General features: G+C 72.6%; 18 protein-coding genes. 12 read left to right on the top strand and 6 right to left on the bottom strand.

The genetic code is table 11. The features are described 5' to 3' along the window. The 3 genes from ACHBTE_RS30115 to ACHBTE_RS30105 all read left to right on the top strand — a co-directional run. Positions 1-1,035, top strand: a 1,035-nt coding sequence (locus ACHBTE_RS30115) for a LuxR C-terminal-related transcriptional regulator (protein WP_394727807.1), incomplete at its 5' end; no start/stop codon positions are given. A gap of 194 nt (positions 1,036-1,229) precedes the next feature. Continuing rightward, a complete protein-coding gene (locus ACHBTE_RS30110; RefSeq protein WP_394727805.1) occupies positions 1,230-2,525 on the top strand; it encodes a PucR family transcriptional regulator in 1,296 nt (431 codons plus the stop codon). A 264-nt stretch (positions 2,526-2,789) separates the two neighbouring features. After that, the gene (locus ACHBTE_RS30105; RefSeq protein WP_394727803.1) at positions 2,790-4,433 is read left to right on the top strand and encodes a sigma-70 family RNA polymerase sigma factor; all 1,644 of its coding nucleotides are present in this window, start codon (positions 2,790-2,792) and stop codon (positions 4,431-4,433) included. Positions 4,434-4,540: 107 nt separating this feature from the next. Here the strand turns inward: ACHBTE_RS30105 and ACHBTE_RS30100 are convergent, their stop codons facing one another. Continuing rightward, positions 4,541-5,902 carry an APC family permease gene (locus tag ACHBTE_RS30100; protein ID WP_394727801.1) on the bottom strand — a complete coding sequence of 454 codons (1,362 nt, stop codon included), beginning with the start codon at positions 5,900-5,902 and terminating at the stop codon, positions 4,541-4,543. A gap of 522 nt (positions 5,903-6,424) precedes the next feature. Here ACHBTE_RS30100 and ACHBTE_RS30095 point away from each other — a divergent pair. From ACHBTE_RS30095 to ACHBTE_RS30065, 7 genes are all read left to right on the top strand, one after another. Next, on the top strand, positions 6,425-8,551 hold the full coding sequence (locus ACHBTE_RS30095) for a hypothetical protein (protein WP_394727799.1): 2,127 nt from the start codon (positions 6,425-6,427) through the stop codon (positions 8,549-8,551). A gap of 114 nt (positions 8,552-8,665) precedes the next feature. Further along, complete coding sequence (gene pelF, locus ACHBTE_RS30090; protein ID WP_394727797.1) at positions 8,666-10,177, top strand: GT4 family glycosyltransferase PelF; 1,512 nt, start codon at positions 8,666-8,668, stop codon at positions 10,175-10,177. Next, positions 10,174-11,592, top strand: a complete 1,419-nt coding sequence (locus tag ACHBTE_RS30085) for a hypothetical protein (RefSeq protein ID WP_394727795.1) — start codon at positions 10,174-10,176, stop codon at positions 11,590-11,592. The genes pelF and ACHBTE_RS30085 overlap by 4 nt, the downstream gene beginning before the upstream one ends. A gap of 87 nt (positions 11,593-11,679) precedes the next feature. Continuing rightward, on the top strand, positions 11,680-12,681 hold the full coding sequence (locus ACHBTE_RS30080; RefSeq protein WP_394727793.1) for a GDP-mannose 4,6-dehydratase: 1,002 nt from the start codon (positions 11,680-11,682) through the stop codon (positions 12,679-12,681). 31 nt (positions 12,682-12,712) lie between these two features. Then, positions 12,713-13,426, top strand: a complete 714-nt coding sequence (locus ACHBTE_RS30075) for an NDP-sugar synthase (RefSeq protein ID WP_394727791.1) — start codon at positions 12,713-12,715, stop codon at positions 13,424-13,426. Between the two features lie 6 nt (positions 13,427-13,432). Then, positions 13,433-14,371: an NAD-dependent epimerase/dehydratase family protein gene (locus ACHBTE_RS30070; protein ID WP_394727789.1), complete on the top strand. Its 939-nt coding sequence runs from the start codon at positions 13,433-13,435 to the stop codon at positions 14,369-14,371. Continuing rightward, the gene (locus ACHBTE_RS30065; RefSeq protein WP_394727787.1) at positions 14,368-15,030 is read left to right on the top strand and encodes a spherulation-specific family 4 protein; all 663 of its coding nucleotides are present in this window, start codon (positions 14,368-14,370) and stop codon (positions 15,028-15,030) included. The genes ACHBTE_RS30070 and ACHBTE_RS30065 overlap by 4 nt, the downstream gene beginning before the upstream one ends. A 63-nt stretch (positions 15,031-15,093) precedes the next feature. On the opposite strand, the gene ACHBTE_RS30060 is transcribed toward ACHBTE_RS30065, so the two are convergent. Further along, positions 15,094-15,597 (bottom strand): DinB family protein, encoded by a 504-nt coding sequence (locus tag ACHBTE_RS30060; protein WP_394727785.1) that lies wholly within the window; start codon positions 15,595-15,597, stop codon positions 15,094-15,096. A gap of 153 nt (positions 15,598-15,750) precedes the next feature. Between ACHBTE_RS30060 and ACHBTE_RS30055 the strand changes: the two genes are divergently transcribed. Continuing rightward, entirely contained in the window at positions 15,751-16,716 is a 966-nt protein-coding gene (locus ACHBTE_RS30055) for a YihY/virulence factor BrkB family protein (protein ID WP_394727783.1), read from the top strand. Positions 16,717-16,804: 88 nt separating this feature from the next. Here ACHBTE_RS30055 and ACHBTE_RS30050 read toward each other — a convergent pair whose 3' ends face one another. The 3 genes from ACHBTE_RS30050 to ACHBTE_RS30040 form a co-directional block, all read right to left on the bottom strand. Continuing rightward, positions 16,805-17,230 (bottom strand): DUF6003 family protein, encoded by a 426-nt coding sequence (locus ACHBTE_RS30050; RefSeq protein ID WP_394727781.1) that lies wholly within the window; start codon positions 17,228-17,230, stop codon positions 16,805-16,807. Positions 17,231-17,306: 76 nt separating this feature from the next. Next, the gene (locus tag ACHBTE_RS30045; RefSeq protein WP_394727779.1) at positions 17,307-17,717 is read right to left on the bottom strand and encodes an MFS transporter; all 411 of its coding nucleotides are present in this window, start codon (positions 17,715-17,717) and stop codon (positions 17,307-17,309) included. A gap of 29 nt (positions 17,718-17,746) precedes the next feature. Further along, complete coding sequence (locus ACHBTE_RS30040; protein WP_394727777.1) at positions 17,747-18,286, bottom strand: MarR family winged helix-turn-helix transcriptional regulator; 540 nt, start codon at positions 18,284-18,286, stop codon at positions 17,747-17,749. A gap of 222 nt (positions 18,287-18,508) precedes the next feature. Between ACHBTE_RS30040 and ACHBTE_RS30035 the strand changes: the two genes are divergently transcribed. Then, entirely contained in the window at positions 18,509-19,135 is a 627-nt protein-coding gene (locus ACHBTE_RS30035; protein ID WP_394727775.1) for a glyoxalase, read from the top strand. A gap of 35 nt (positions 19,136-19,170) precedes the next feature. Here ACHBTE_RS30035 and ACHBTE_RS30030 read toward each other — a convergent pair whose 3' ends face one another. Next, positions 19,171-20,010, bottom strand: coding sequence for an endonuclease/exonuclease/phosphatase family protein (locus ACHBTE_RS30030; RefSeq protein ID WP_394727773.1), 840 nt, complete (start codon positions 20,008-20,010; stop codon positions 19,171-19,173). Positions 20,011-20,076 lie beyond the last annotated feature (66 nt).

Here is a 20,076-nt window from a genome sequence, read left to right as displayed (position 1 = left end):
GTCCACGCCGCCCGTGCCGCCGGCGCCCGCGCGCTCGCCGCCGCCCGCACCGGGGACCGCGCCGCGCTCGAGGCCCGGGCACTGGAGTATCTGGCCTACGGCGAACTGCGCGCCGGCCGCCACGCACAGGCCCGCGCCCACGCCGAGGAGGGCGTCCGGGCCGCGACGGCGGCAGAGCACCGCAACACGGCGGCGAGCCACCATGCGATGCTCGCCCTCGCGGCCTCGATCGAGGGCGACACCACCGCGGTGGCCGACCACGCCTCGACCGCGCTGCACACCGCCCGGCGGCATGGCCTCGCCCAGACGGCGACCCTGTCCGAATGGGCCGTCGCCCGCGCCGATCTGGCCTGCGGCCGTCCCCTGGAGGCCGCCGACCGGCTCGGCCCGCTGGTCCGACCCGGGCCCCGGCGCGGTCACTTCGCCGTGTGGATGCTCGCCGTGCCCTGTTTCGTGGAGGCCGCGGTGCTCGCCGGTCACCCGCAGGACGCGCGGACGGTCGTCACCGACCTCGCCCAGTGGGCGGCCTTCGGCGCCGATCCGCACGCGCCCGCCCAACTCGCCCGCTGCCGCGCCCTGCTCGCCCCCACGGACCACGCCGACGACCTCTACCTGCGGGCCCTCGCCCTGCACGACGATTCGGGCGGCGACTTCGAACGGGCCCGCACGGAACTCCTCTACGGCCGCTGGCTGCGCAGACGCCGCCGGCTGCGCGAGGCCCGCAACCGGCTCGGCGGCGCTCTGGTCGGCTTCGAACGCTGCGGCGCCGGCCCTTGGGCCGACCAGACTCGCGGCGAGCTGCGGGCCAACGGAGCGGCGTCCGGGAAGGAGAGATCCGGCGGGCTGTCGTTGCTGACGCCACAGCAGCTGCGTATCGCGCGGTGCGTCGCCGAGGGGGCGACCAACCGGGAGGTGGCGCAGCGTCTGGCCGTCAGCACCCGCACCGTCGACTACCACCTGCGCAACGTCTTCGCCGCCCTCGGCGTGCGCTCCCGCATCGAACTGGCCCGCATGGTCGACCAGCAGGACCGCTGAACCCGGGCACGACGGATGCTCCCGCCCGGCCCGGGCGCCTGCGGCCTCGGCTCAGGGGCCCCGCGGGTGAACTCTGCTGCCCCGCAAGGAAATCGCCCCCTGCACAACCCTGGGGACCGACTGGACGGTATGCCATCCTTCGGGAAGGCCGAGCCGGCTCAGGCCGAGGGAAGCCGAGACCGGGGAGGGTCGCGATGCAGCACGCCGTAGGCACACACGAGGCCGTCCGCGGCGGGCCTGCGCCGCCCGCTGCGCAGCCGCGGACACGACGCGGCACGTCGCTGCTCGACGCCGACGCACCGGGCGTCCTGCACCGGGCGGCCCGCGTGCTGCTCGACGAACTGCCGGACCTGACCGACCGGCTGCTGGCCCTCCTCGGTGAACAGGAACCGGCGTACCGGGCCTCGTTGGCGCACGACCGCGCCGCGACCTGGGAGGAGGCCCACCGCTCGCTGCGGCACAGTGTGACCTCGTTGCTCGACCCGCGTGCCGGCCGCGAGGCCGCTCGGCGCTGCACCTGGCGGATCGGCGTCACCCGAGCCGAAAAGGGCTTGCCGCTGGACGCCCTGCTGCACGCGTTCCGGCTGGGCGGATCCCTGGTGTGGCAGCGGCTGGTGGAGGAGACGTCCCGTTCGGCGCCCGAGGACATCCGGCTCCTGGTGCATGTGGCCACCGACGTGTGGAACTTCGTCGACGAGCACTGCGGCCTCGTGGCGGACGCCTACCGGCAGACCGAACGGCGGCTGACCCGGGGGCGCGAGTACCGGGTGCGGCGGCTGGCCGCCGCCCTCCTGGACGGTTCGAGCCGGATCGCCGACCTGTCCGAGACCGCCGAGGGGATGCGGCTGCCGGAGCGCGGCCGGTATGTCGTGGTCGCCGTCGCCGGATGCCGGTCGCAGGGGTCCGCGGACGTTCGTACGGGTGTCCTTGCGTCCGGGGTGGACGCGTACTGGCACGCGGGGCCGGAAGTGGACTACGGCGTCGTCCGGGTCGGTGACGAAGGGGGCGGTGCGGCGGACCGCGATCCGCTGGTGGCGCTGAACCTGTCCGCCGACGGCACGGCCGGACGGCGGATCGGCGCCGGCAGCGCCGTGACCGGCCTGGCCGCGGTCGGCGACGCCCGGCGCCTGGCCGACCTGGCCCTGAGCATCTGCCCGCCCGAGGGCGGCACGGTCCGGCTCGCCGAGCACCTGCCGGAAGCCCTGGTCATCTCCAGCCCGCGGCTGGGCGCGACCCTGGCCGAGCGGATACTCGGCCCCCTGCTGCGGCTGGAACCGGCCGAGCGTGACGTACTGCTGGACACCCTGACCGCCTGGTTCGCCTGCGACGGCTCCGCCCGGCGGGCCGGTGAACGGCTGTACTGCCACCGCAACACGGTGCTGAACCGGCTGCGCCGCTGCGAGCACCTCACCGGCCGGTCCCTGGCCCGCCCGCGGGACGTGGTGGAGATCGGCCTGGCCCTGACGACGTACGGCCCACGGCTGGGCTGACCCGGCCTCAAGTCCGACAAAGACATACATGCTTGACGGCCATTGCCACTTCAGGGCGATCGGGTCGATACGGGCATGCATGACCATATGCCTACGTTCTGAAGGCCTCTGGCGCCGGATGTGACGTTCTCCATTGCGCGGCCCCGTCAACCCCGTGAGTCTCTTCTGGAACATGCGTCCGAAGAACTGTTATCTGCGGCCCCCCGATCGATCTCCCAGGTATCGGACAGCATCGTTCGGCGTCGACGACAGGGAAGTTTTTTGATGAGTGCAGAACGCGCGAGGGAACTGACAGCACTGGTGATCGCCGCCCGCGACGGCGAGCCGGAGGCTCAGGACGCCCTGGTCTCTGCGTACCTCCCGTTGGTCTACAACGTCGTGGGGAGGGCTCTGAACGGCTCCGTCGACGTCGACGACGTGGTGCAGGAGACCATGCTCCGCTCCCTCGACGCGCTCGGCTCCCTGCGCGACCCCGAAAGCTTCCGGTCCTGGCTCGTGGCGATCGCGATGAACCAGGTACGGGCGCACTGGCACGACCGGCAGTCGGCCCCCGGCGCAGTCGAGGAGGCGGTCGACCTCGCGGATCCCGGCGCCGACTTCGTGGACCTGACCATGGTCCAGCTCCAGCTGTCCGGCCAGCGGCAGGAGACCGCACGTGCCACGCGCTGGCTGGAGCCCGAGGACCGCGGGCTGCTGTCGCTGTGGTGGCTGGAGTGCGCCGGTGAGCTCACCCGGGCGGAGGTCGCCGCGGCCCTGGAACTGTCGCCGCAGCACACGGCGGTCCGGGTGCAACGGATGAAGGCGCAGCTGGAGGCCGCCCGGGTGGTGGTGCGCGCGCTCGACGCGCAGCCGCCGTGCGCGGAACTGCGGGGCATGCTGGGGACCTGGGACGGCCGGCCGTCGGCCCTGTGGCGCAAGCGAATAGCCCGGCATGCCCGTGGCTGCGGCTATTGCTCCGGTTTGTGGAGCGGGTTGATGCCCGCCGAGGGGCTCCTGGCCGGTCTCGCACTGGTCGCCGCGACGCCCGGCCTGCTGGACCGGGTGCTGGGAGCCTCCGACGCGATGGCCCCGGTCGGCTCGGCCTCCCCGCACACCGAGACCGCCCACCACGCCGGATCGGGCGGAGGAGCCGAAGTGCCCGCGGCCGGCGCCCGGGCCGTCTCCCGTGGCGAGGCCCGACGGCGGCGGCGCGTCAAGCGCCGGGCGGTCGGAGGTGCCGTAGTGGCGGCCTGTGTGGCGGGCGGCGGTCTCTGGTACTTCGACAGCGACTCCGGCACCGGGACCGACGAGCCGGCTGCCGCGCGGACGGCCGCCGCGGTTGCCGACGCCTCGGAGACCAGGCCCGTTGACGCCTCCCCGTCGGCCTCGGTGTCGAAATCGCCCTCGCCGAAGGCAACGCCGTCCAAGAAGCCGAAGCCGTCCAAGACCGCCAAGCCGACCAAGAAGGCCACGCCGACGGCACGGCCGTCCACCCCCCGGCCCGACCGGGACTCGGCCGGGACGCCCCAGACGCAGGCCGCCCCGGCCGGCACCGTCGCCCAGGTCGTCGCGCTGGTGAACCAGGAACGCGCGTCCGCCGGTTGCGGTCCGGTCACCGAGGACCCCCTGCTCAACAACTCCTCGCAGGCGCACTCCGCCGACATGGACGCCCGTGACTTCTTCGACCACACCAACCCGGACGGTGAGGACCCCGGGCAGCGCATCACCGCGGCGGGCTACCGCTGGTCCACGTACGGGGAGAACATCGCCATGGGCCAGCAGACCCCGCAGGCCGTGATGGACTCGTGGATGAACAGCCCCGGCCACCGGGCGAACATCCTGAACTGCTCGTTCAAGAACATCGGCGTCGGCGTCCACAAGGGTTCCGGCGGCCCCTGGTGGACGCAGAACTTCGGCGCCAAGCTCTGACCCGGGAAGTTCTGTCCCGGGAAGCTTCGACCCGGTCCCGCGGCGGACCGACCGACAGGCCGAGCGGTGCTCGCGGCCCGACCGGCGCCGCGGCCGGGCCCGGACCGTCACTCCTCTCCGCGCACCCGCAGCACCAGCTTGTTCACACCCCACAACCCGATCCCGATGGCCAGCAGCACCCCTGCCCGGATGTAGACGTTCGCGGGGCGGTCGGACAGCGGGCTCGCCAGGATCAGGGAGGCGATCGCGCCCAGCACCGGCAACGCCGTCGGCGTACGGAAGTGCCGGTGCTCCACCGGGTCCCGGCGCAGGACGAGGACGGCGATGTTGACAACGGCGAAGACGCACAGCAGCAGGAAGGCCGTGGTGTCGCCGAGGCCCTCGATCTCGCCGGTGGACACCAGCCCGATGGCGAGGAGCGAGACGAAGACGATGCCGACGACCGGCGTGCGGCGGCGGGGGAGGACGCGGCCCAGGGCGCGCGGCAGGATGCGTTCGTTCGCCATGCCGTAGCACAGGCGCGACGCCATCATGATGTTGATCAGGGCCGAGTTGGTGACCGCGAACAGGGCGATCAGCGCGAACAGTTTGGGCGGGAAGTCGAGCCCGCCGGCCTTGACGACCTCCAGAAGCGGTCCGCTGGAGTCCTCGAGCACGCGGTAGTCGACGAGCAGCGAGGACACCAGGGCGACCAGGATGTAGATGGTGCCGGTGACCAGCACACCGGTGAAGATGGCCCGCGGGAACGTACGGACCGGATCCTTGGTCTCCTCGGCCATGTTGACGGAGTCCTCGAAGCCCACGAAGGCGAAGAACCCGAGCGCCGTGGCCCCGAGGATGCTGGTCATCAGCGCGAAACCGGTGCCCTCCGCCTGGAACTCACCGAGCCGCGAGGGTTCACCGTCACCGGACAGGACCGCCCATGCCCCGATCGCGAGGATGATGGCCAGGCCCGTCAGTTCGACCAGGGTGAGGACCACATTGGTCTTCACGGACTCCGACACGCCGCGCAGGTTCAGGGCCGCCAGCGCGACGATGAACAGCACGGCGACGAGGGTGGGCGGGAAGACGTCGGTGAACTCGGCGAGGTAGTCGCCGCTGAAGGCGCGGGCCGCCGCGCTCGCCGAGGACAGGCCCGAGCACATCACCATGAAGGCGACGATGAAGGTGAGGAACGGGACGTGGAAGGCCTTCTGGGTGTACAGCGCCGCGCCCGCCGCCTTCGGGTACTTGCCTACGAGCTCGACATACGAGGCCGCGGTCAGGATGGCCACCACGAAGCCGATGACGAACGGCAGCCACAATGCCCCGCCGACCTTGCCGGCGACCTGGCCGGTCGTGGCGTAGATCCCGGTGCCGAGGATGTCCCCGATCACGAACAGCACCAGGAGTTTGGGGCCGATGGCCCGCTTCAGCGGGGTGTCGTCCTGTCTTTCCGGTGCGGCGGCATCACTTCCGTTTGCGGACACGCAGACTCCCCTTGAGACGTCGATCACTGAGCAGGACAAGGTCTCATCTGCCCGGCCGACCGTGAGTGATGCCTTCGGTGAAGGGTGGTCGCGTCGCGGGTGATTCCGGTCCTGGGCGACCGGAGGTGCGGTGGCGCCTGGCCGGTCCCGTGACCTGAAACCGGCGTGCGGTCGAACGGGGGACTGGTCCAGACCAGTGGCGGTCGCACCCGGGTGCGCCGACGGCCCGCGGATACGGCTCCTGCCCTTCCGACCTGGGCGGCAGGGCTCGAAGCGGTGCCCGACACCATCCGTGATCCTTCACCGAGTCAACGGTCCGCCCGGAGCTCCGCCGCGCCGCACACCTGCGTTTTTCCGTCAGGTTCCGCGGCAAGAGCACAAAAGCTCCACAGATACCTCACTATTTGACGCGACGGATGCGTCGACGACCGGTCTCTGAGGGGGAAGCCGGCGTTCACGCGCGGGGGTGCGTCCGCTCTGCGGAGCAGTGCTCGCCCCTGCCCGGGGAGGGGACAGCACCGCATGAAGCGGACCTTACGCACCACCCTGCTCACGACTGGCGCGCTGATAGCCGCCATCGGCGTGCCGGCCGCACCGGCGGCGGCCGATCCGCCGCCCCGCATCGACCTGCGGGTGCTTGTCGTGAGCGACTCAGGCCCGGCCACCGACGCCATAGCCGCCGAACTGGACACCGCGGGAACGCCGTACACGGAGATCGACCTGACCCGGTCCGACCGCCCCGTGATCGACGCCGACTACCTCGCCGACACCGTGGACGGCCGAAACCGAGCCAAGTTCCAGGCGGTCGTCCTGCCTGACGACAACCCCTTCCCGGCGAACTCGCCGGAGATGGCGGCCCTGGTGGCGTACGAGAAGGCGTACGACATCCCGCAGGTGGACGCCTACACCTACGCCCGGCCCGAGACCGGACTCCAGTATCCGATCCACGGCGGCTACTCCGGCAGCGTCGACGGCGTGCAGGCCCGCGTGACCGACGCCGGGCGGGCGGGTGCGTTCGGCTATCTCGACGGGCCGGTGCCGTTCGAGGACAACTCGCCCACCGTCGGTGAGAGCTACGCCTATCTGTCCACCCCGAAGGCCGGAGCCGACTTCACGCCGTATGTGCAGGTGCCCATCCCGGGCACCGCCAAGCAGGGCTCGCTGGTGGGGGAGTACCGCCACGACGGACGGCGGGAACTCGTCGTCACCTTCGTCTACAACCGGTACCAGCAGCAGTTCCGGCTGCTGGCCCGCGGCATCGTCGAGTGGATGACCGGCGGGGTGCACCTGGGCGCCTCCCGCAACTACTTCGCCGTGCACGTCGACGACGTCTTCGCCGCCGACGACCGCTGGAACTCCACGCTCAACTGCACACCCGGCGACGTGGACTGCACGGACCCGAACGCCACGCCGGACCCGATCAGGATGACCGCCGCGGACGTCGACCACGCCGTCGCCTGGCAGCGCGAACGCGGCCTCACCCTCGACCTCGCCTACAACGGCGCCGGCAGCGTCGACCACCGTGAGGACAACGGTGGAGCAGACCCGCTGGCCGACCGGCTCGTCACCGAACGTACCGAGTTCCGCTGGATCAACCACACCTACACGCATGCCTTCCTCGGCTGCGAACAGGACACCTCGGTCGTGCCGTGGCGGTGCGCCACCAACGCCGACGGCAGCACCAAGTGGGTCGGCCGCGCCGACATCGCCGACGAGATCGCCCACAACGGCGTGTGGGGGAGGACGGCCGGACTCCCGCTGGACGACGACGAGCTGGTCACCGGTGAGCACTCCGGGCTGCGGGTACTGCCGCAGCAGCCGGCCGACAACCCCGACCTGGCCCTCGCCCTCGCCGACACCGGCATCGCCTGGCTCGCCTCCGACAACTCGCGCGAGCCCGCCCAGCGGCAGGTCGGTTCCGCCACCACCGTGCCCCGCTACCCGATGAACATCTTCTACAACGCGGGCCGCGCCGCCGAGCAGGTCGACGAGTACAACTGGATCTACACCAGCCGCGCCCAGGGCGGCAGCGGCATCTGCGAGGACAACCCGGCCACCACCACCTGCCTGCCCGCACCGCTCGACACGGCCACCGGCTACACCCGGCACATCGTGCCCCTGGAGCGGCAGATCGCCCTCGGCCATGTCCTCGGCAACGACCCCAGGCCGCACTTCATCCACCAGTCCAACCTGGCCGAGGACCGCATCGCCTACCCGGTCCTGGACGGCGTGCTCGACACCTACGACACGCTGTTCGCGCAGAACACACCGCTGGTCAACCCGAGAATGAAGGCCATCGGCACCGAACTGAAGCGCCGTGCCGCATGGCGGAGCGCCGTGGACGACGGGCAGGTCACCGCCTACCGGATCGCCGGCACCGTCACCATCGACAGCCCCGCCGGCGTCGACGTCCCCGCCACGATGCCCGAGGGCACCACCCGGGCCGGCTCCGCCTTCGGCGAGGCGTACGCGGGCGAACGCTCCGCATGGACCGCCGCGTCCACCACGCCGCTCACCCTCACCCTGCCGCAGTCCGCGGCCCCCTCCACGGCCACCGGCACGGGCGGCTCCGCCCCTGCCACCGACCCGGCGCCGGACACCCGCGTGCCCGAGGGCGTGGCCGATCCCGTCCCGCCCGCGGGGAGCTGACCGGCGCACCCGGCAGCGCGAGGTCCCGGCCGCGGCACAACGGCGCGCTCAGCCGCGTGACGTCGCCGGCCGGGACCGGCACCCCTCCCCACACCTCGGCCGTGGAGCACATCGATGCACGTTCACCACGGCGCGCGACGTCATGCCACCGCGCGCGTCACCCTGCTCACCGAAGGCACCTATCCGCACAGCCATGGCGGTGTGAGCGTCTGGTGCGACCAGCTCGTCACCGGCATGCCCGACATCGAGTTCGACGTCATCGCCGTCACCGGCACCGGACGGGAGCCGATCGTGTGGGATCTGCCCGACCATGTCCGCGCCGTTTCGGCCGTCCCCATGTGGGGCGCCACGCCTGACGGCCGCCCGCCCCGAGGCCGCTCCCGCAGGCAACTCGCCGACGCCTACGAGCGTTTCCTGACCGCGCTCCTCGACCCCGGCGCCGAGTGCGGCTTCGCCCCCGCCCTGCACAACCTGGCGCGGGCGGCGGCGGTCGGCGAACTCAGCCCCTTCCTGCGCGGCGACACGGCGATCAGGATCCTGACCGCCGTATGGACGCGGCCCGGGCTGGCCGTGCGCGAGGCGCGGCCGACGCTGCACGACGCGCTCACCGCCACCGCCCTGCTCGAACACGCCCTGCGCCCGCTGGCCGCGCCCGCCCCGCAGGACGGCGTCGCACACGCGGTCAGCGGAGGCGTCGCCGTCCTGCCGGGACTCGCCGCACGGGAGCGGCACGGGGTACCGCTGCTGCTCACCGAGCACGGCGTCTATCTGCGCGAGCGCTACCTCGGCTACCGCACCGCGCCCTACCGCTGGCCGGTCAAGGCGGTGGTCCTCGGCTTCTTCCGGCTGCTGGCGGAGGAGAGCTACCGCCAGGCGGCCCTGATCACCCCGGGCAACCGCTACAACCGGCTGTGGGAGGAGCAGGGCGGCGCCGACCCGGCGTCGATCCGCACCGTCTACAACGGCGTCGATCCCGCCGCCTTCCCACCCGCCGGCCCGGAGCCGGAGGCGCTCACCCTCAGCTGGGCCGGACGGGTCGACCCGATCAAGGACCTGGAGACCCTGATCCGTGCCTTCGCCCTCGTCCGGGACCGGCTGCCGGGCGTACGCCTGAGGCTGTTCGGCGGCACCCCCAGGGGCGGTGAGGCATACCGGGAACGCTGCGAGGCCCTCGCCGCCGAGCTGGGCCACGCCGACTCGGTGACCTTCGAGGGACGCGTCGACGACATCAAGGACGCCTATGCGGCAGGGAACGTGGTGATGCTGTCCAGCATCAGCGAGGGCTTCCCGTTCACCTTGATCGAGGCCATGTCGTGCGGCCGGGCCACCGTGTCCACCGACGTCGGCGGGGTGCGCGAGGCCGTCGGCGACACAGGGCTCGTCGTGCCGCCGCGCGACCCGGCCGCCATGGCCGCCGCCGCGCTGGAGCTGCTCGGCGACCCCGTCCGGCGGCGGGCGATGGGCGAGGCCGCCCGGCTCCGGGTGATCGAACAGTTCACCCTGCGCCAGACCATCGACACCTTCCGCGGCATCTACCACGAACTGGCCGCAGGGAAGGTGCAGTTGCCCGCCAGAATCGTGCTACCCGCCCCGGCGGTCACCGGTACGGGGAGCCTGACCGGATGAGCGGTCCGATATCCCTCGAACCCGGCGGCGCCGAGCGCGACACCCTCGCCCTGCGGCTGGCCGAACCGCGCCTGCCGCGCCGCCGCCCCCGCTGGGCCCTGGACGACGACGCCACCCTCGCCGTCCGGCTGCCCGGACAGGGTCCCGACGAGGAGGCGATCAGCACCCTCGCCGCCGAACTCGCCGACGCCATAGGGCCCGCCGTCCATCCCTACGAGGTGGCCGCCCTGCTGGAGGCGGAGGGACTGTCCGCCTCCGTGATCAAGGAGCGGTACGGCCACCCGGACCTCTTCTCCCTGGCGACCGCCCTGTACGACAGGGTGCCCCGCACCTTCCCCGAGCCGCCGCCCGCCACCGACCCGTGGCGACCGGACACCCTGCGCTGTCTGCTGCGGGGCGTGCTGTTCGCCCTGCCGGCCCTGGCCTACCTGCTCACCGCGCCCCTGTGGTCCGTCGAACGGCACGCCCCCGCACTGATCGTGGCCGGCATCGCCTCGTGGGCGTGGGGACAGGCACTGGGCCATCGCGCGCATCTGCGACTGGTGACCGGCCGCCGGGAGGCGTCCGGCACGCTGCTGGCCGGATCCCTGCTGGGCGCCGCCGCGGCCACGGCCCTGGCCGTGCCGTTCGCCGACGGCGCCCTCGGCCTCGCGGTCGCCGCGGCCCAGTCCCTGTACCTCGCCGGGGCCGGTGTCCTGCTCGTCCTCGGCAGGGAACGGCTGCTGCTGGTCGCGCTCAGCCCACTCGTAGCGGGCGCCGCGGTACTGCCCTGGTGGGAGCCCGGACCGGCCCTGCGGCTCGGGCTGCCCCTGCTGGCACTGCTCGCCACACCGGCCGCCGCCGGCCGGGTCCTGTGGGCGGAACGCGCCCACCCCGCCGCCGGCGAGGCCGGGCGGCCACGGCTGCACGCCTCCCTGCCGTACGGCCTGTTCGGACTCGCCGCCGCGGTACTCGTCCTGCTGGAGGGCCGCCGCCAGCCGTACGCGGTGATCGCCCTGACCCTCAGCATGGGCCCGGCCGAGTGGCTGCTGTACCGCTACCGAGGCTGGTCGGTCGCCGCCCTGCGGGCCAGCGCGACCCCCGCCGGGTTCCGGCTGCGCTCCGCCGCCGTCCTCGGCCTGTGCCTGTCTTCTTACCTCTCCCTGCTGCTGCCGGCGGCCCTGCTCACCGGCTCCGAACCGGCCTCGCTGCTCCTGCTCGCGGCTGCCCTGTGGACCGCCCTGCTGCTCCAGGCGTTCGGGGTGGCCTGGCCGCCCGCTCTGCTCTGCCTGGCCGCCGCCGGCGCGGCCGGGGCGGTGCCCCTGCTGGACCTGCCGCCCGGGCCGGCCGCGCTGCCGTGGGCCTGTGGCGTGGCCGCCGGCTCTCTCGCCATCTGCGCGACACGCCTGCTCGGCCGGCCCTCCCCGCACTCCTGACCTGCCCGAACGACCCAGTCGGACCGCAGACCCGCGCCCCGTCCGCGCCGGTCTTCCGTCCGCCGACCACTACGAAGGGACCAAGAGTTGACCTCCGCACCGCTCGCCGCCGTCACCGGAGCCGAAGGCTTCATCGGCTCGCACCTCACCGAGGCGCTCGTCGCCTCGGGCCACCGGGTGAGGGCCATGGCCCAGTACAACTCCTTCTCGTCGTACGGCTGGCTGGAGACCCTGCCCGCCGACGTCCTGGACCACGTCGAGATCGTCCTCGGCGACGTACGCGACCCCGGCTCGGTGCGCGGCCTCCTCGACGGCGCCGACTGCGCCTACCATCTGGCCGCGCTCATCGCGATCCCGTACTCCTACCAGGCCCCGCACAGCTACGTGGACACCAACGTCACCGGCACCCTCAACGTGCTGGAGGCGGTACGCGCGCTGGAGACCCCGCGCCTGGTGCACACCTCGACCAGCGAGACATACGGCACCGCCCAGACCGTGCCGATCACCGAGGACCACCCCATCAACACCCAGTCGCCGTACGCCGCTTCCAAGGCCGGCGGCGACCGGCTGGCCGACAGCTACCACGCCAGTTTCGACACGCCCGTGGTCACCCTGCGCCCCTTCAACACCTTCGGCCCGCGCCAGTCCATGCGCGCGGTGATCCCCACCGTCATCGGCCAGGTCGCGGCCGGGCAGCGCACTCTCACGCTCGGCGATCTGCGCCCCACCCGGGACTTCACCTTCGTCGAGGACACCGCCCAGGCGTTCCTCGCCGTCGGCACCGCCCCGGCGGAGCGGGTCGTGGGCCGCACCTTCAACGCCGGGACCGGCGGCGAGATCTCCGTCGGTGACCTGGTCGCGCTGATCGGCAAGGTCATGGACGCTCCGCTCGACGTCCGCGAGGACGCCGAACGCCTGCGGCCCGCGGCCTCCGAGGTGATGCGGCTCGTCGCCGACGCCGGCCGGCTGACCGCGGCGACCGGCTGGCGGCCCGGCAGCACGCTGGAGGAAGGACTCGCCCGGACCGCGCGGTGGTTCACCGACCCGGCCAACCTGGCCCGCTACAAGACCGGCATCTACAACATCTGATCCGACCGGCACGTATCGCAGGAGGTATGCCATGCACGCAGTGATTCTGGCCGGCGGTAAGGGCGTCCGGCTGCGGCCGTACACCACCGCGCTGCCCAAGCCGCTCGTCCCCATCGGAGACCAGCACGCGATCCTGGAGATCGTGCTGCGCCAGCTGTCCTCGGCCGGCTTCACCCACTGCACCATCGCCATCGGCCATCTGGGCGAGATCATCCGCGCCTACGTCGGCGACGGAACACAGTGGGGCATGCACGTCGACTACGCCACCGAGGAGAGCCCCCTCGGCACCATGGGTCCCCTGCTCACCCTGCGCGAACGGCTGCCCGAGCACTTCCTGGTCATGAACGGTGACGTCCTCACCGACCTCGACTACGCCGACGTGTTGCGCACCCACCAGGCGTCCGGCACGCCCCTGACCATCGCCACCTACGCCCGCAAGGTCCACATCGACTTCGGTGTCCTGACCACCGACGCCAGCCGGGTGGTCGCCTTCACCGAGAAGCCCAGCATCGACTACCGGGTGTCCATGGGCGTCTACGGCGTCTCCAGGGCCACGCTCGACGGCTACACCCCCGGCCTGCCGCTCGGCTTCGACGAACTGGTGATGGACCTGCTCGCCGCCGAACGCCCGCCGCACGCCTACGAGTTCGACGGCTACTGGCTGGACATCGGCCGCCCCGACGACTACGACCGGGCCAACGCGGAGTTCACCAGCCGCAAGTCACTGCTGCTCAAGGGGGCCTGAGCAGCCATGCGCATCCTCGTACTCGGGGCCACCGGATATCTGGGCACCCATGTCGCGGAGCACCTGCGCGCCCTGCCGGACGCGCGGGTCCTCGTCGGCGGCCGGTCGCCCGCCGCCGACGTCACCGTGGACCTCGCCACCGACCGTGCGCAGGACCTGGCGGCGGTGGTGGCCGAGGCGGCGCCCGACGCGGTCGTCAACTGCGCGGGCGCGACCGGCGGCGACGCCGTCACCCTCGCGGAGGTCAACGCCCGCGGCCCCGCCGTGCTGTGCGCGGCCCTGCGGGAGGCCGCGCCCCGGGCCCGCCTGGTCCATCTGGGCTCGGCCGCCGAGTACGGGCCGGGCGAGCCCGCGGTGCGGGTCACGGAGTCGGCCGCGACCCGGCCGGCCGGCCACTACGGCGCCACCAAGCTCGCGGGCACGGTGGCGGTGACCGCCTCCGGCCTGGACTCGGTGGTGCTGCGGGTGGGCAACCCGGTCGGCCCGGGCGCCCCGTCCACCGGGCTGCCCGGCCGGGTCGCCGCGCTCCTCGCCGGCCTGCCGGCGGACTCCGGGGACGACCCGGAGGCGACCCTGCGGCTCGGTGACCTGTCCGCCCACCGCGACTTCGTGGACGTACGCGATGTGGCGCGGGCGGCCCGACTGGCCGTCACCGCCGAAGCGCCGCTGCCGCCCGTGCTCAACATCGGCGGCGGCGACCCCCGTCCCGTGCGGGACCTGGTCCGCGCACTCGCGGACGCGGCCGGCTACCGGGGCCGGATCCTCGAGCGGGGCCGCGCCGGTTCCACCCGGTCCGCACAGGTGTCGTGGCAGTGCTCCGACATCACCGCTGCCCGCGAAGCCCTCGGCTGGGCACCCGCCCACCCGCTCGACGCGTCCGTGGCGGCGCTGTGGGCGGCCACCCGGGCACGGCCCCGCACCGCCGAGGAGGTACCGGCGCGGTGAGCCTGCTGATCCCGCTGTATGTGCACCCGGCCGAGGACCCGGGCGCCTGGCACCGGCTCATCACCTGCGCCGCGCGCACCTACGCCGTCGTACTGAACCCCGCGAACGGACCAGGCATCGCCCCCGATGCGGCGTTCGTAGCGGCGGCGGAGGCGCTGCGCGCGGCGGGGGCCCGGCTGCTCGGCTACCTCGACACCGACTACGGCGCCCGTGACCCCGGCGACGTCACCGCCGATCTGAGCCGCCACCAGGACTGGTATGCCGTCGACGGCTGCTTCCTGGACCAGGTGCCGGCGGCCCCGCACGGACTGCCGGACTGCCGTCGCCTCGTCCGCTCCGTCCGCCGGCTCGGCGCGTCGACCGTCGTCCTCAACCCGGGCGTCCATCCCGCGCCCGGCTACGCACGGCTCGCCGATCTGACGGTCACCTTCGAAGGGCCCTGGTCCCAGTACGTGTCCGACTTCAGCCGCCCCTCGTGGACCGCACGGCTGCCCGCCGAGAAGCTCTGCCACCTCGTCTACGGCGTGCCCGAACCGCTGGTGCCGCTCGCCCTGAAGACCGCGCGGGAGCGGGGGGCGGGCGTCTGCGGACCGGTGACGGGAGAACCGCCCAACCCCTGGTCCCGGCTGACCCCCGCGCTGGCACAGGCGGACCGGTGAGACGGACCGTACGGCCGTCGCGGCCGCCCTGATCGAGCCCTCCGGCGGTGACCTGCTCTCCGGTCAGCGGCCGGTGGAGCCGTCGATCAGTTCCCGGAGGATGTCCGCGTGGCCCGCGTGCCGGCCGGTCCCCTCGATCATGTGGGTGAGCGCCCAGCGGACGACGGGGGCCGCGCGGCCCTGCCGCGGGCGGGGGAGCGGCGCGCCGAGATCGGAGCACCCGTCGAGCACGTCGTTCGCGCGCTCGACCGCATCCCGGTACCGGGCCACGACTTCGGCCGCGCTGTCCTGCGCCGCGACTCTGAACGTCCCCTGCCAGTCGGTGACCTCCTCCCCGAGGAACATCGAACGCTCCACGAACGTCAGGTGGTTGAGCAGCCCGAGCAGATGCGTGCCCGACGGCACCGAGGCTGTGCGCACCTGCGGTTCGGGCGCTCCCTCGACCTTCGCGGCGATCGACGTGCGGAGGTAGTCGAGGAAAGCGCGCAGGACCTCGCTCTCGCTGCTCCCGGTCCGGGGCGGCGGTGAGTCGCGGCGGCGGGCCCGGCGCGCGGTTTCGTGCGGCACAGTGATCTCCCTTCCTTCGCCGGGGTGGCGCACCCAGTCTTGCCGTGCATCCCGGGGCCAGGCACGCAATGTTGCTGTTACGGCAACTGCTGCCGCCGCCCGCGGCTGCGGGGTACCCGGCAGGGAACCGCCGTAGGTAAGGAGCGTTGACGCATGGGTACTGCCGTCCACGTCCCGCAGACCCGGGACATGATCGGGGACGAGCTCTCCGGAGACGAGGCGTTCGCCGCGTTGCGCCACTACGGGGGGCTGCGCCTGCTCACCGACTCCTTCGCACGGTTCCGGTACGCGGACGGCTTCACCAACGCACGCGCCCTGGCCTTCCAGGTCGTGCTCGGACTGGTCCCGTGCACCGTGGCGCTGGTCGGGCTGGCGACGTCGGTGCACACGGAGGGCGTGGGCCGCGTCGTCGAGCTCACGCTGGGCAGGATCGTGCCGGGTGCCAGCGCCCAGATCGTCGAGGACGCCTTCGAAGGCACACGGCGCACCGCGCACGGCGATGTCTGGAGCACGCTCGCCCTGTGGCTCGGTCTGGGCTTCGCGCTGTTGAACCTCGCCTCGGCCATGGGCCAGATCGAACGCGGCGCCAACCGTATCTACGGCATCGAGCGCGACCGCCCCTTCCCGCGCAAGTACGGGCGAGGAGCCGTCCTCGCGGTCGCCGCCGGTCTGCCGCTGGTGCTGGGATTCGTCGTGCTCGTCGCCGGCGAGGCGGTGGGCGACGCGGTGGCGGACACCGCCGGCTGGGCGGACGGCGGCCCGCAGTGGTGGGCCGTGCTCGACATCCCCGTGGGGTTGGCACTGGCCTGGGTGGCCTCCGCCGTGATCTTCCGCTGGTCGCCCCGGCGCGTCCAGCCCGGCTACACCTGGCTGGCCTTCGGCTCGGCCGTGCACCTGCTGCTGTGGGTGTCGGCCACCTGGCTGCTCGCGCTGTACGTCCAGCACAGTGGTGCCTTCGGCGCCGTGTACGGACCGCTCACCGCGTTCATCGCCCTGCTGCTGTGGGCCAACCTCACCGCCATCGCACTCTTCCTCGGCATCGCCTTCGCCGCGCAGTTGGAAGCGGCCCGCGCCGGCATCGACTCAGCCGTGCGTCCCGACCCCGGACCGGGTGCCTAGGCCGTGTCCGCAAAGTCCCGCCTCCCCGGCGACACGACCTAGGACCGAACGGCGTGCACGGCGTGCACCACCAGACCATGACACCCCGTCAGCGAACGGCTGCCGCGGTCACCGTCGCCGGATCCACCCCGGTCAGCTCGACGATGCGGTGCGGTGCCACCCCGGCGGCGAGGGCGCGTCCGATCAGTCCGTCGCGGCCGTCCGTGCAGTCGCGGTAGGCGAGCAGCTCCCTCTCGAGGTGGGCCAGCGGCTCCGGGGCCATCCGGTGGCGTACCCGGCTCAGTTCCTCCTCGCTGAGCGGAACGGGGAGCCGCTCCGCCCCCTCCGGAATGGCCGCGGTCTCCTCCGGGGGGAGCAGACGCAGATGCGGCGAGGTCGGCGCGCTGTGCTGGGCGTCCAGCCACGCGCGCACGGCGGGGGTCTCCATGCAGGCGAGCTCCCCGACGGCCGCGGGGGACACGCCGAGCGGCGCGGACGCGTCCTCGAGCAGAAACAGGTAGGCGTCGTCGGTCATCCTGGGCTCCTTCGCGACAGGGGCGGATGGACGTCCGCTTACCCCGCCCCTGCCGGATTACCACCGCCTGCTTCACCTACGGCGCCACGTCCCCCAGCCGCCGTCCGCTCGTCTCCTCCGCGGCGACCCCCGCCGTCACGGCGCCGACGAGGGCGACCGCGGCCAGGGTCACGAAGACCGTGCCGAGCGCGCCGCCCGCGTAGACCGCGCCGACGACGATCGGGCCGAGAATGACGCCGAGGCGGTTCACGGCGCCGCCGAGACTCGTGCCGAGGGCCCGCATCCGGGTCGGGAAGAGTTCCGGCGTGTACAGGTACAGACAGATGTTGGCGCCGAAGAAGAACACCGCCGACAGGGACGTCCAGATCAGCACGCTGGTCGCCGAGCCGCGGGCGAAGAGCCCGAGGAGCAGCAGGCTGAGGGCGGTACTTGGCGAGGTCGCCGTCGTTGTCGTACTCGAAGGGCGCCACGCCGGACGCCGCCGCATGACGGCCCGGGGGAGGGGCGGCCCGCTCGTCAGCCCGCCGCACCCTCCCCCGCCGAGTCGGACTCGACGATGGAGAGCTCCAGCCCGGACAGCAGCCGGGCGAGCTGCCGTCGCTCGGTCAGGGTGAGGCCGCTCAGCATCCGCCGCTCGTTCTCCAGGTGCTCGGCGAACACCTCGTCCACCTTCTTCAGCCCGGCGTCGGTGAGCCGCGAGTAGACGACACGGCGGTCCACCGCGTCGCGCTCACGCACGAGCAGCCCGTCGTTCTCCAGCCGGTCCAGACGCAGCGTCACACCCGCCGAGGAGATCAGACCGGAGGCGGCCAACTGACCGGCCGTGAGCCGATAGGGGGCGCCCGCCCGCCGCAGCGCCGTGAGCACGTCGAACCCGGCGACCGACAGCCCGTGCCGCTCGATCTGCGCGGTGAGCCGGGACTGGTACTGAAGGTAGGCACGGTGCAGCCGAGCGAGTACCTCCAGCGGCGAGGTGTCCAGCCCGGGCCGCTCACGCGCCCAGTCCTCCACGATCCGAGCCACCGCATCCGGCTGCTTCGCCCTGCGCTGAGCCATGTCGTCCCTTCACGGCCGGTCCTGTCGTACAGCGCGGGCCCGGAGGCCCCGCGCACCCCGAAGAAACCTTAGTCCTGAAACAACACACGCCGAACGCCCACACATGCTTTTCGGACTGCCGCCCCGCCGGTGGGCACGCCATGGCCGGCCGGCCCTCGTCGGCGCCCTACTGGTCAGGATTCGAGAAGCGCACGCCCCACACCTGTGGCTAGCGTCGTTGTCATGACTTCCATCGCATCCGTCACCCTCGAGGTGGCCGACCCCGCCGCCGCCGGCCGCTTCTACGCCACCGCCTTCGACCTGGGAAGCCAGGTACGCCTGCAAGCCTCGGACGCACCGACGACGGGCTTTCGCGGATTCACCCTGTCCCTGGTCGTCTCCCAGCCGGCCGACGTCAACGCCCTCGTCGACGCGGCCGTGGCCGCCGGCGCCACGGTGCTGAAGCCCGCCACGAAGTCGCTGTGGGGCTACGGCGGCGTCGTCCAGGCCCCGGACGGCACCGTCTGGCAGGTCGCTTCGTCCTCGAAGAAGGACACCGGCCCGGCCACCGGACGGATCGACGAGATCGTGCTGCTGCTCGGGGTCGAGGACGTGAAGGCGAGCAAGCAGTTCTACGTCGATCGCGGTCTCACCGTGGGGAAGAGCTTCGGCGGCAAGTACGTCGAGTTCGCCACCGGCTCGGACCCGGTCAAGCTGGCCCTCTACAAGCGCCGGGGCCTGGCCAAGGTCGCCGGTGTCGACGCGGAGGGCACCGGCTCGCACCGGCTCGCGATCAACAGCGACGCCGAGCCGTTCACCGACCCGGACGGCTTCGCGTGGACGGCCGCGTCACAGGCCGCATCCCTGTGACCCTGGCGTGACGCCGGCGGGCACCGGTGCACCGCTCAGGCGCGCTCCAGGTCGGTGTAGAGCACGTGGTGGTCCGAGTGGGTGGTCGGGTGCACCCGATGCCGGAGCGGGGTGAAGCCGCGCAGGAAGACGTAGTCGAACTTGCTCTGCCAGTCCGTGGTCGGCTCACAGCGGGCGGTGTCCGAAGGGCGGCACCGGGGATCCGTCTCCGTGGCCAGTTCCCACATTCCCGCGAGTTCCGGGGCGTCCGGTACGGCGTTGAAGTCGCCGACGACGATCGCCCGGTCGTGCCGGGACACCGCCGCGGCGAGCACGCCGACCTGATCTGCTCGGATCTCTTCCTGCCGTCGCTGGGCGAGGTGGGTGTTGAAGACCCGGACGGACCGGCCGTCCACCTCGGTGGTGACCGCCATGTACCCACGGTCCTCGGATCCGCCGTCGGGATAGCCCACGTTCACGACGTCCGTCATCGGTGCCGCCGAGAGAATCGCCTGGCCGTAGCCCCCAGGGCGCCACGGCGCCCCGCCGCAGCGGCCCCAGCTTCTGAGGACCTTCCCGTACTCGACGTGGTAGACGAGCCCGTGCAGGTTCTCCAAATGGTCGCGGATGGTCTCGACGTCACGCATGCACGCCTCTTGCAGGCCGATCACCTGCGGCGCGAACGCGGCGATCCGATCCGCCCGGTCGACGTCGCCGGTCTCGCACGGGTTGCAGATGTTCCACGTCATGACCCGGTTCGGCACGATGTCCCGGACGGCTTCCACCGGTACTGACCTGCCGAAAAGGCCACCACTGGGCGCACTGGGCCCGACGAGCACCATGCAGGCCACGATCACGGCACCCGCGAACAGCCGTGTGCCCCGTCCGAACACCATCGCCTCCTCCCGGTGAACAGGTCTGGCATCTGATTCTGCACGCACGGGGCCACGTGGTGGGGCCGT

This window comes from Streptomyces sp. M41, assembly GCF_043673425.1.
Lineage (GTDB): Bacteria > Actinomycetota > Actinomycetes > Streptomycetales > Streptomycetaceae > Streptomyces.
This window is presented reverse-complemented; position numbering and strand designations above follow the sequence as displayed.

Excerpts from the sequence above, each read along its gene's own strand:
- ACHBTE_RS30070 (WP_394727789.1), top strand. The coding sequence starts at position 13,433 with ATGCGCATCCTCGTACTCGGGGCCACCGGATATCTGGGCACCCATGTC.
- ACHBTE_RS30040 (WP_394727777.1), bottom strand. The coding sequence starts at position 18,286 with ATGGCTCAGCGCAGGGCGAAGCAGCCGGATGCGGTGGCTCGGATCGTG.
- ACHBTE_RS30030 (WP_394727773.1), bottom strand. The coding sequence starts at position 20,010 with ATGGTGTTCGGACGGGGCACACGGCTGTTCGCGGGTGCCGTGATCGTG.
- ACHBTE_RS30075 (WP_394727791.1), top strand. The coding sequence starts at position 12,713 with ATGCACGCAGTGATTCTGGCCGGCGGTAAGGGCGTCCGGCTGCGGCCG.
- ACHBTE_RS30105 (WP_394727803.1), top strand. The coding sequence starts at position 2,790 with ATGAGTGCAGAACGCGCGAGGGAACTGACAGCACTGGTGATCGCCGCC.
- ACHBTE_RS30045 (WP_394727779.1), bottom strand. The coding sequence starts at position 17,717 with ATGCGGCGGCGTCCGGCGTGGCGCCCTTCGAGTACGACAACGACGGCG.
- ACHBTE_RS30095 (WP_394727799.1), top strand. The coding sequence starts at position 6,425 with ATGAAGCGGACCTTACGCACCACCCTGCTCACGACTGGCGCGCTGATA.
- ACHBTE_RS30035 (WP_394727775.1), top strand. The coding sequence starts at position 18,509 with ATGACTTCCATCGCATCCGTCACCCTCGAGGTGGCCGACCCCGCCGCC.
- pelF (WP_394727797.1), top strand. The coding sequence starts at position 8,666 with ATGCACGTTCACCACGGCGCGCGACGTCATGCCACCGCGCGCGTCACC.
- ACHBTE_RS30085 (WP_394727795.1), top strand. The coding sequence starts at position 10,174 with ATGAGCGGTCCGATATCCCTCGAACCCGGCGGCGCCGAGCGCGACACC.
- ACHBTE_RS30110 (WP_394727805.1), top strand. The coding sequence starts at position 1,230 with ATGCAGCACGCCGTAGGCACACACGAGGCCGTCCGCGGCGGGCCTGCG.
- ACHBTE_RS30055 (WP_394727783.1), top strand. The coding sequence starts at position 15,751 with ATGGGTACTGCCGTCCACGTCCCGCAGACCCGGGACATGATCGGGGAC.
- ACHBTE_RS30050 (WP_394727781.1), bottom strand. The coding sequence starts at position 17,230 with ATGACCGACGACGCCTACCTGTTTCTGCTCGAGGACGCGTCCGCGCCG.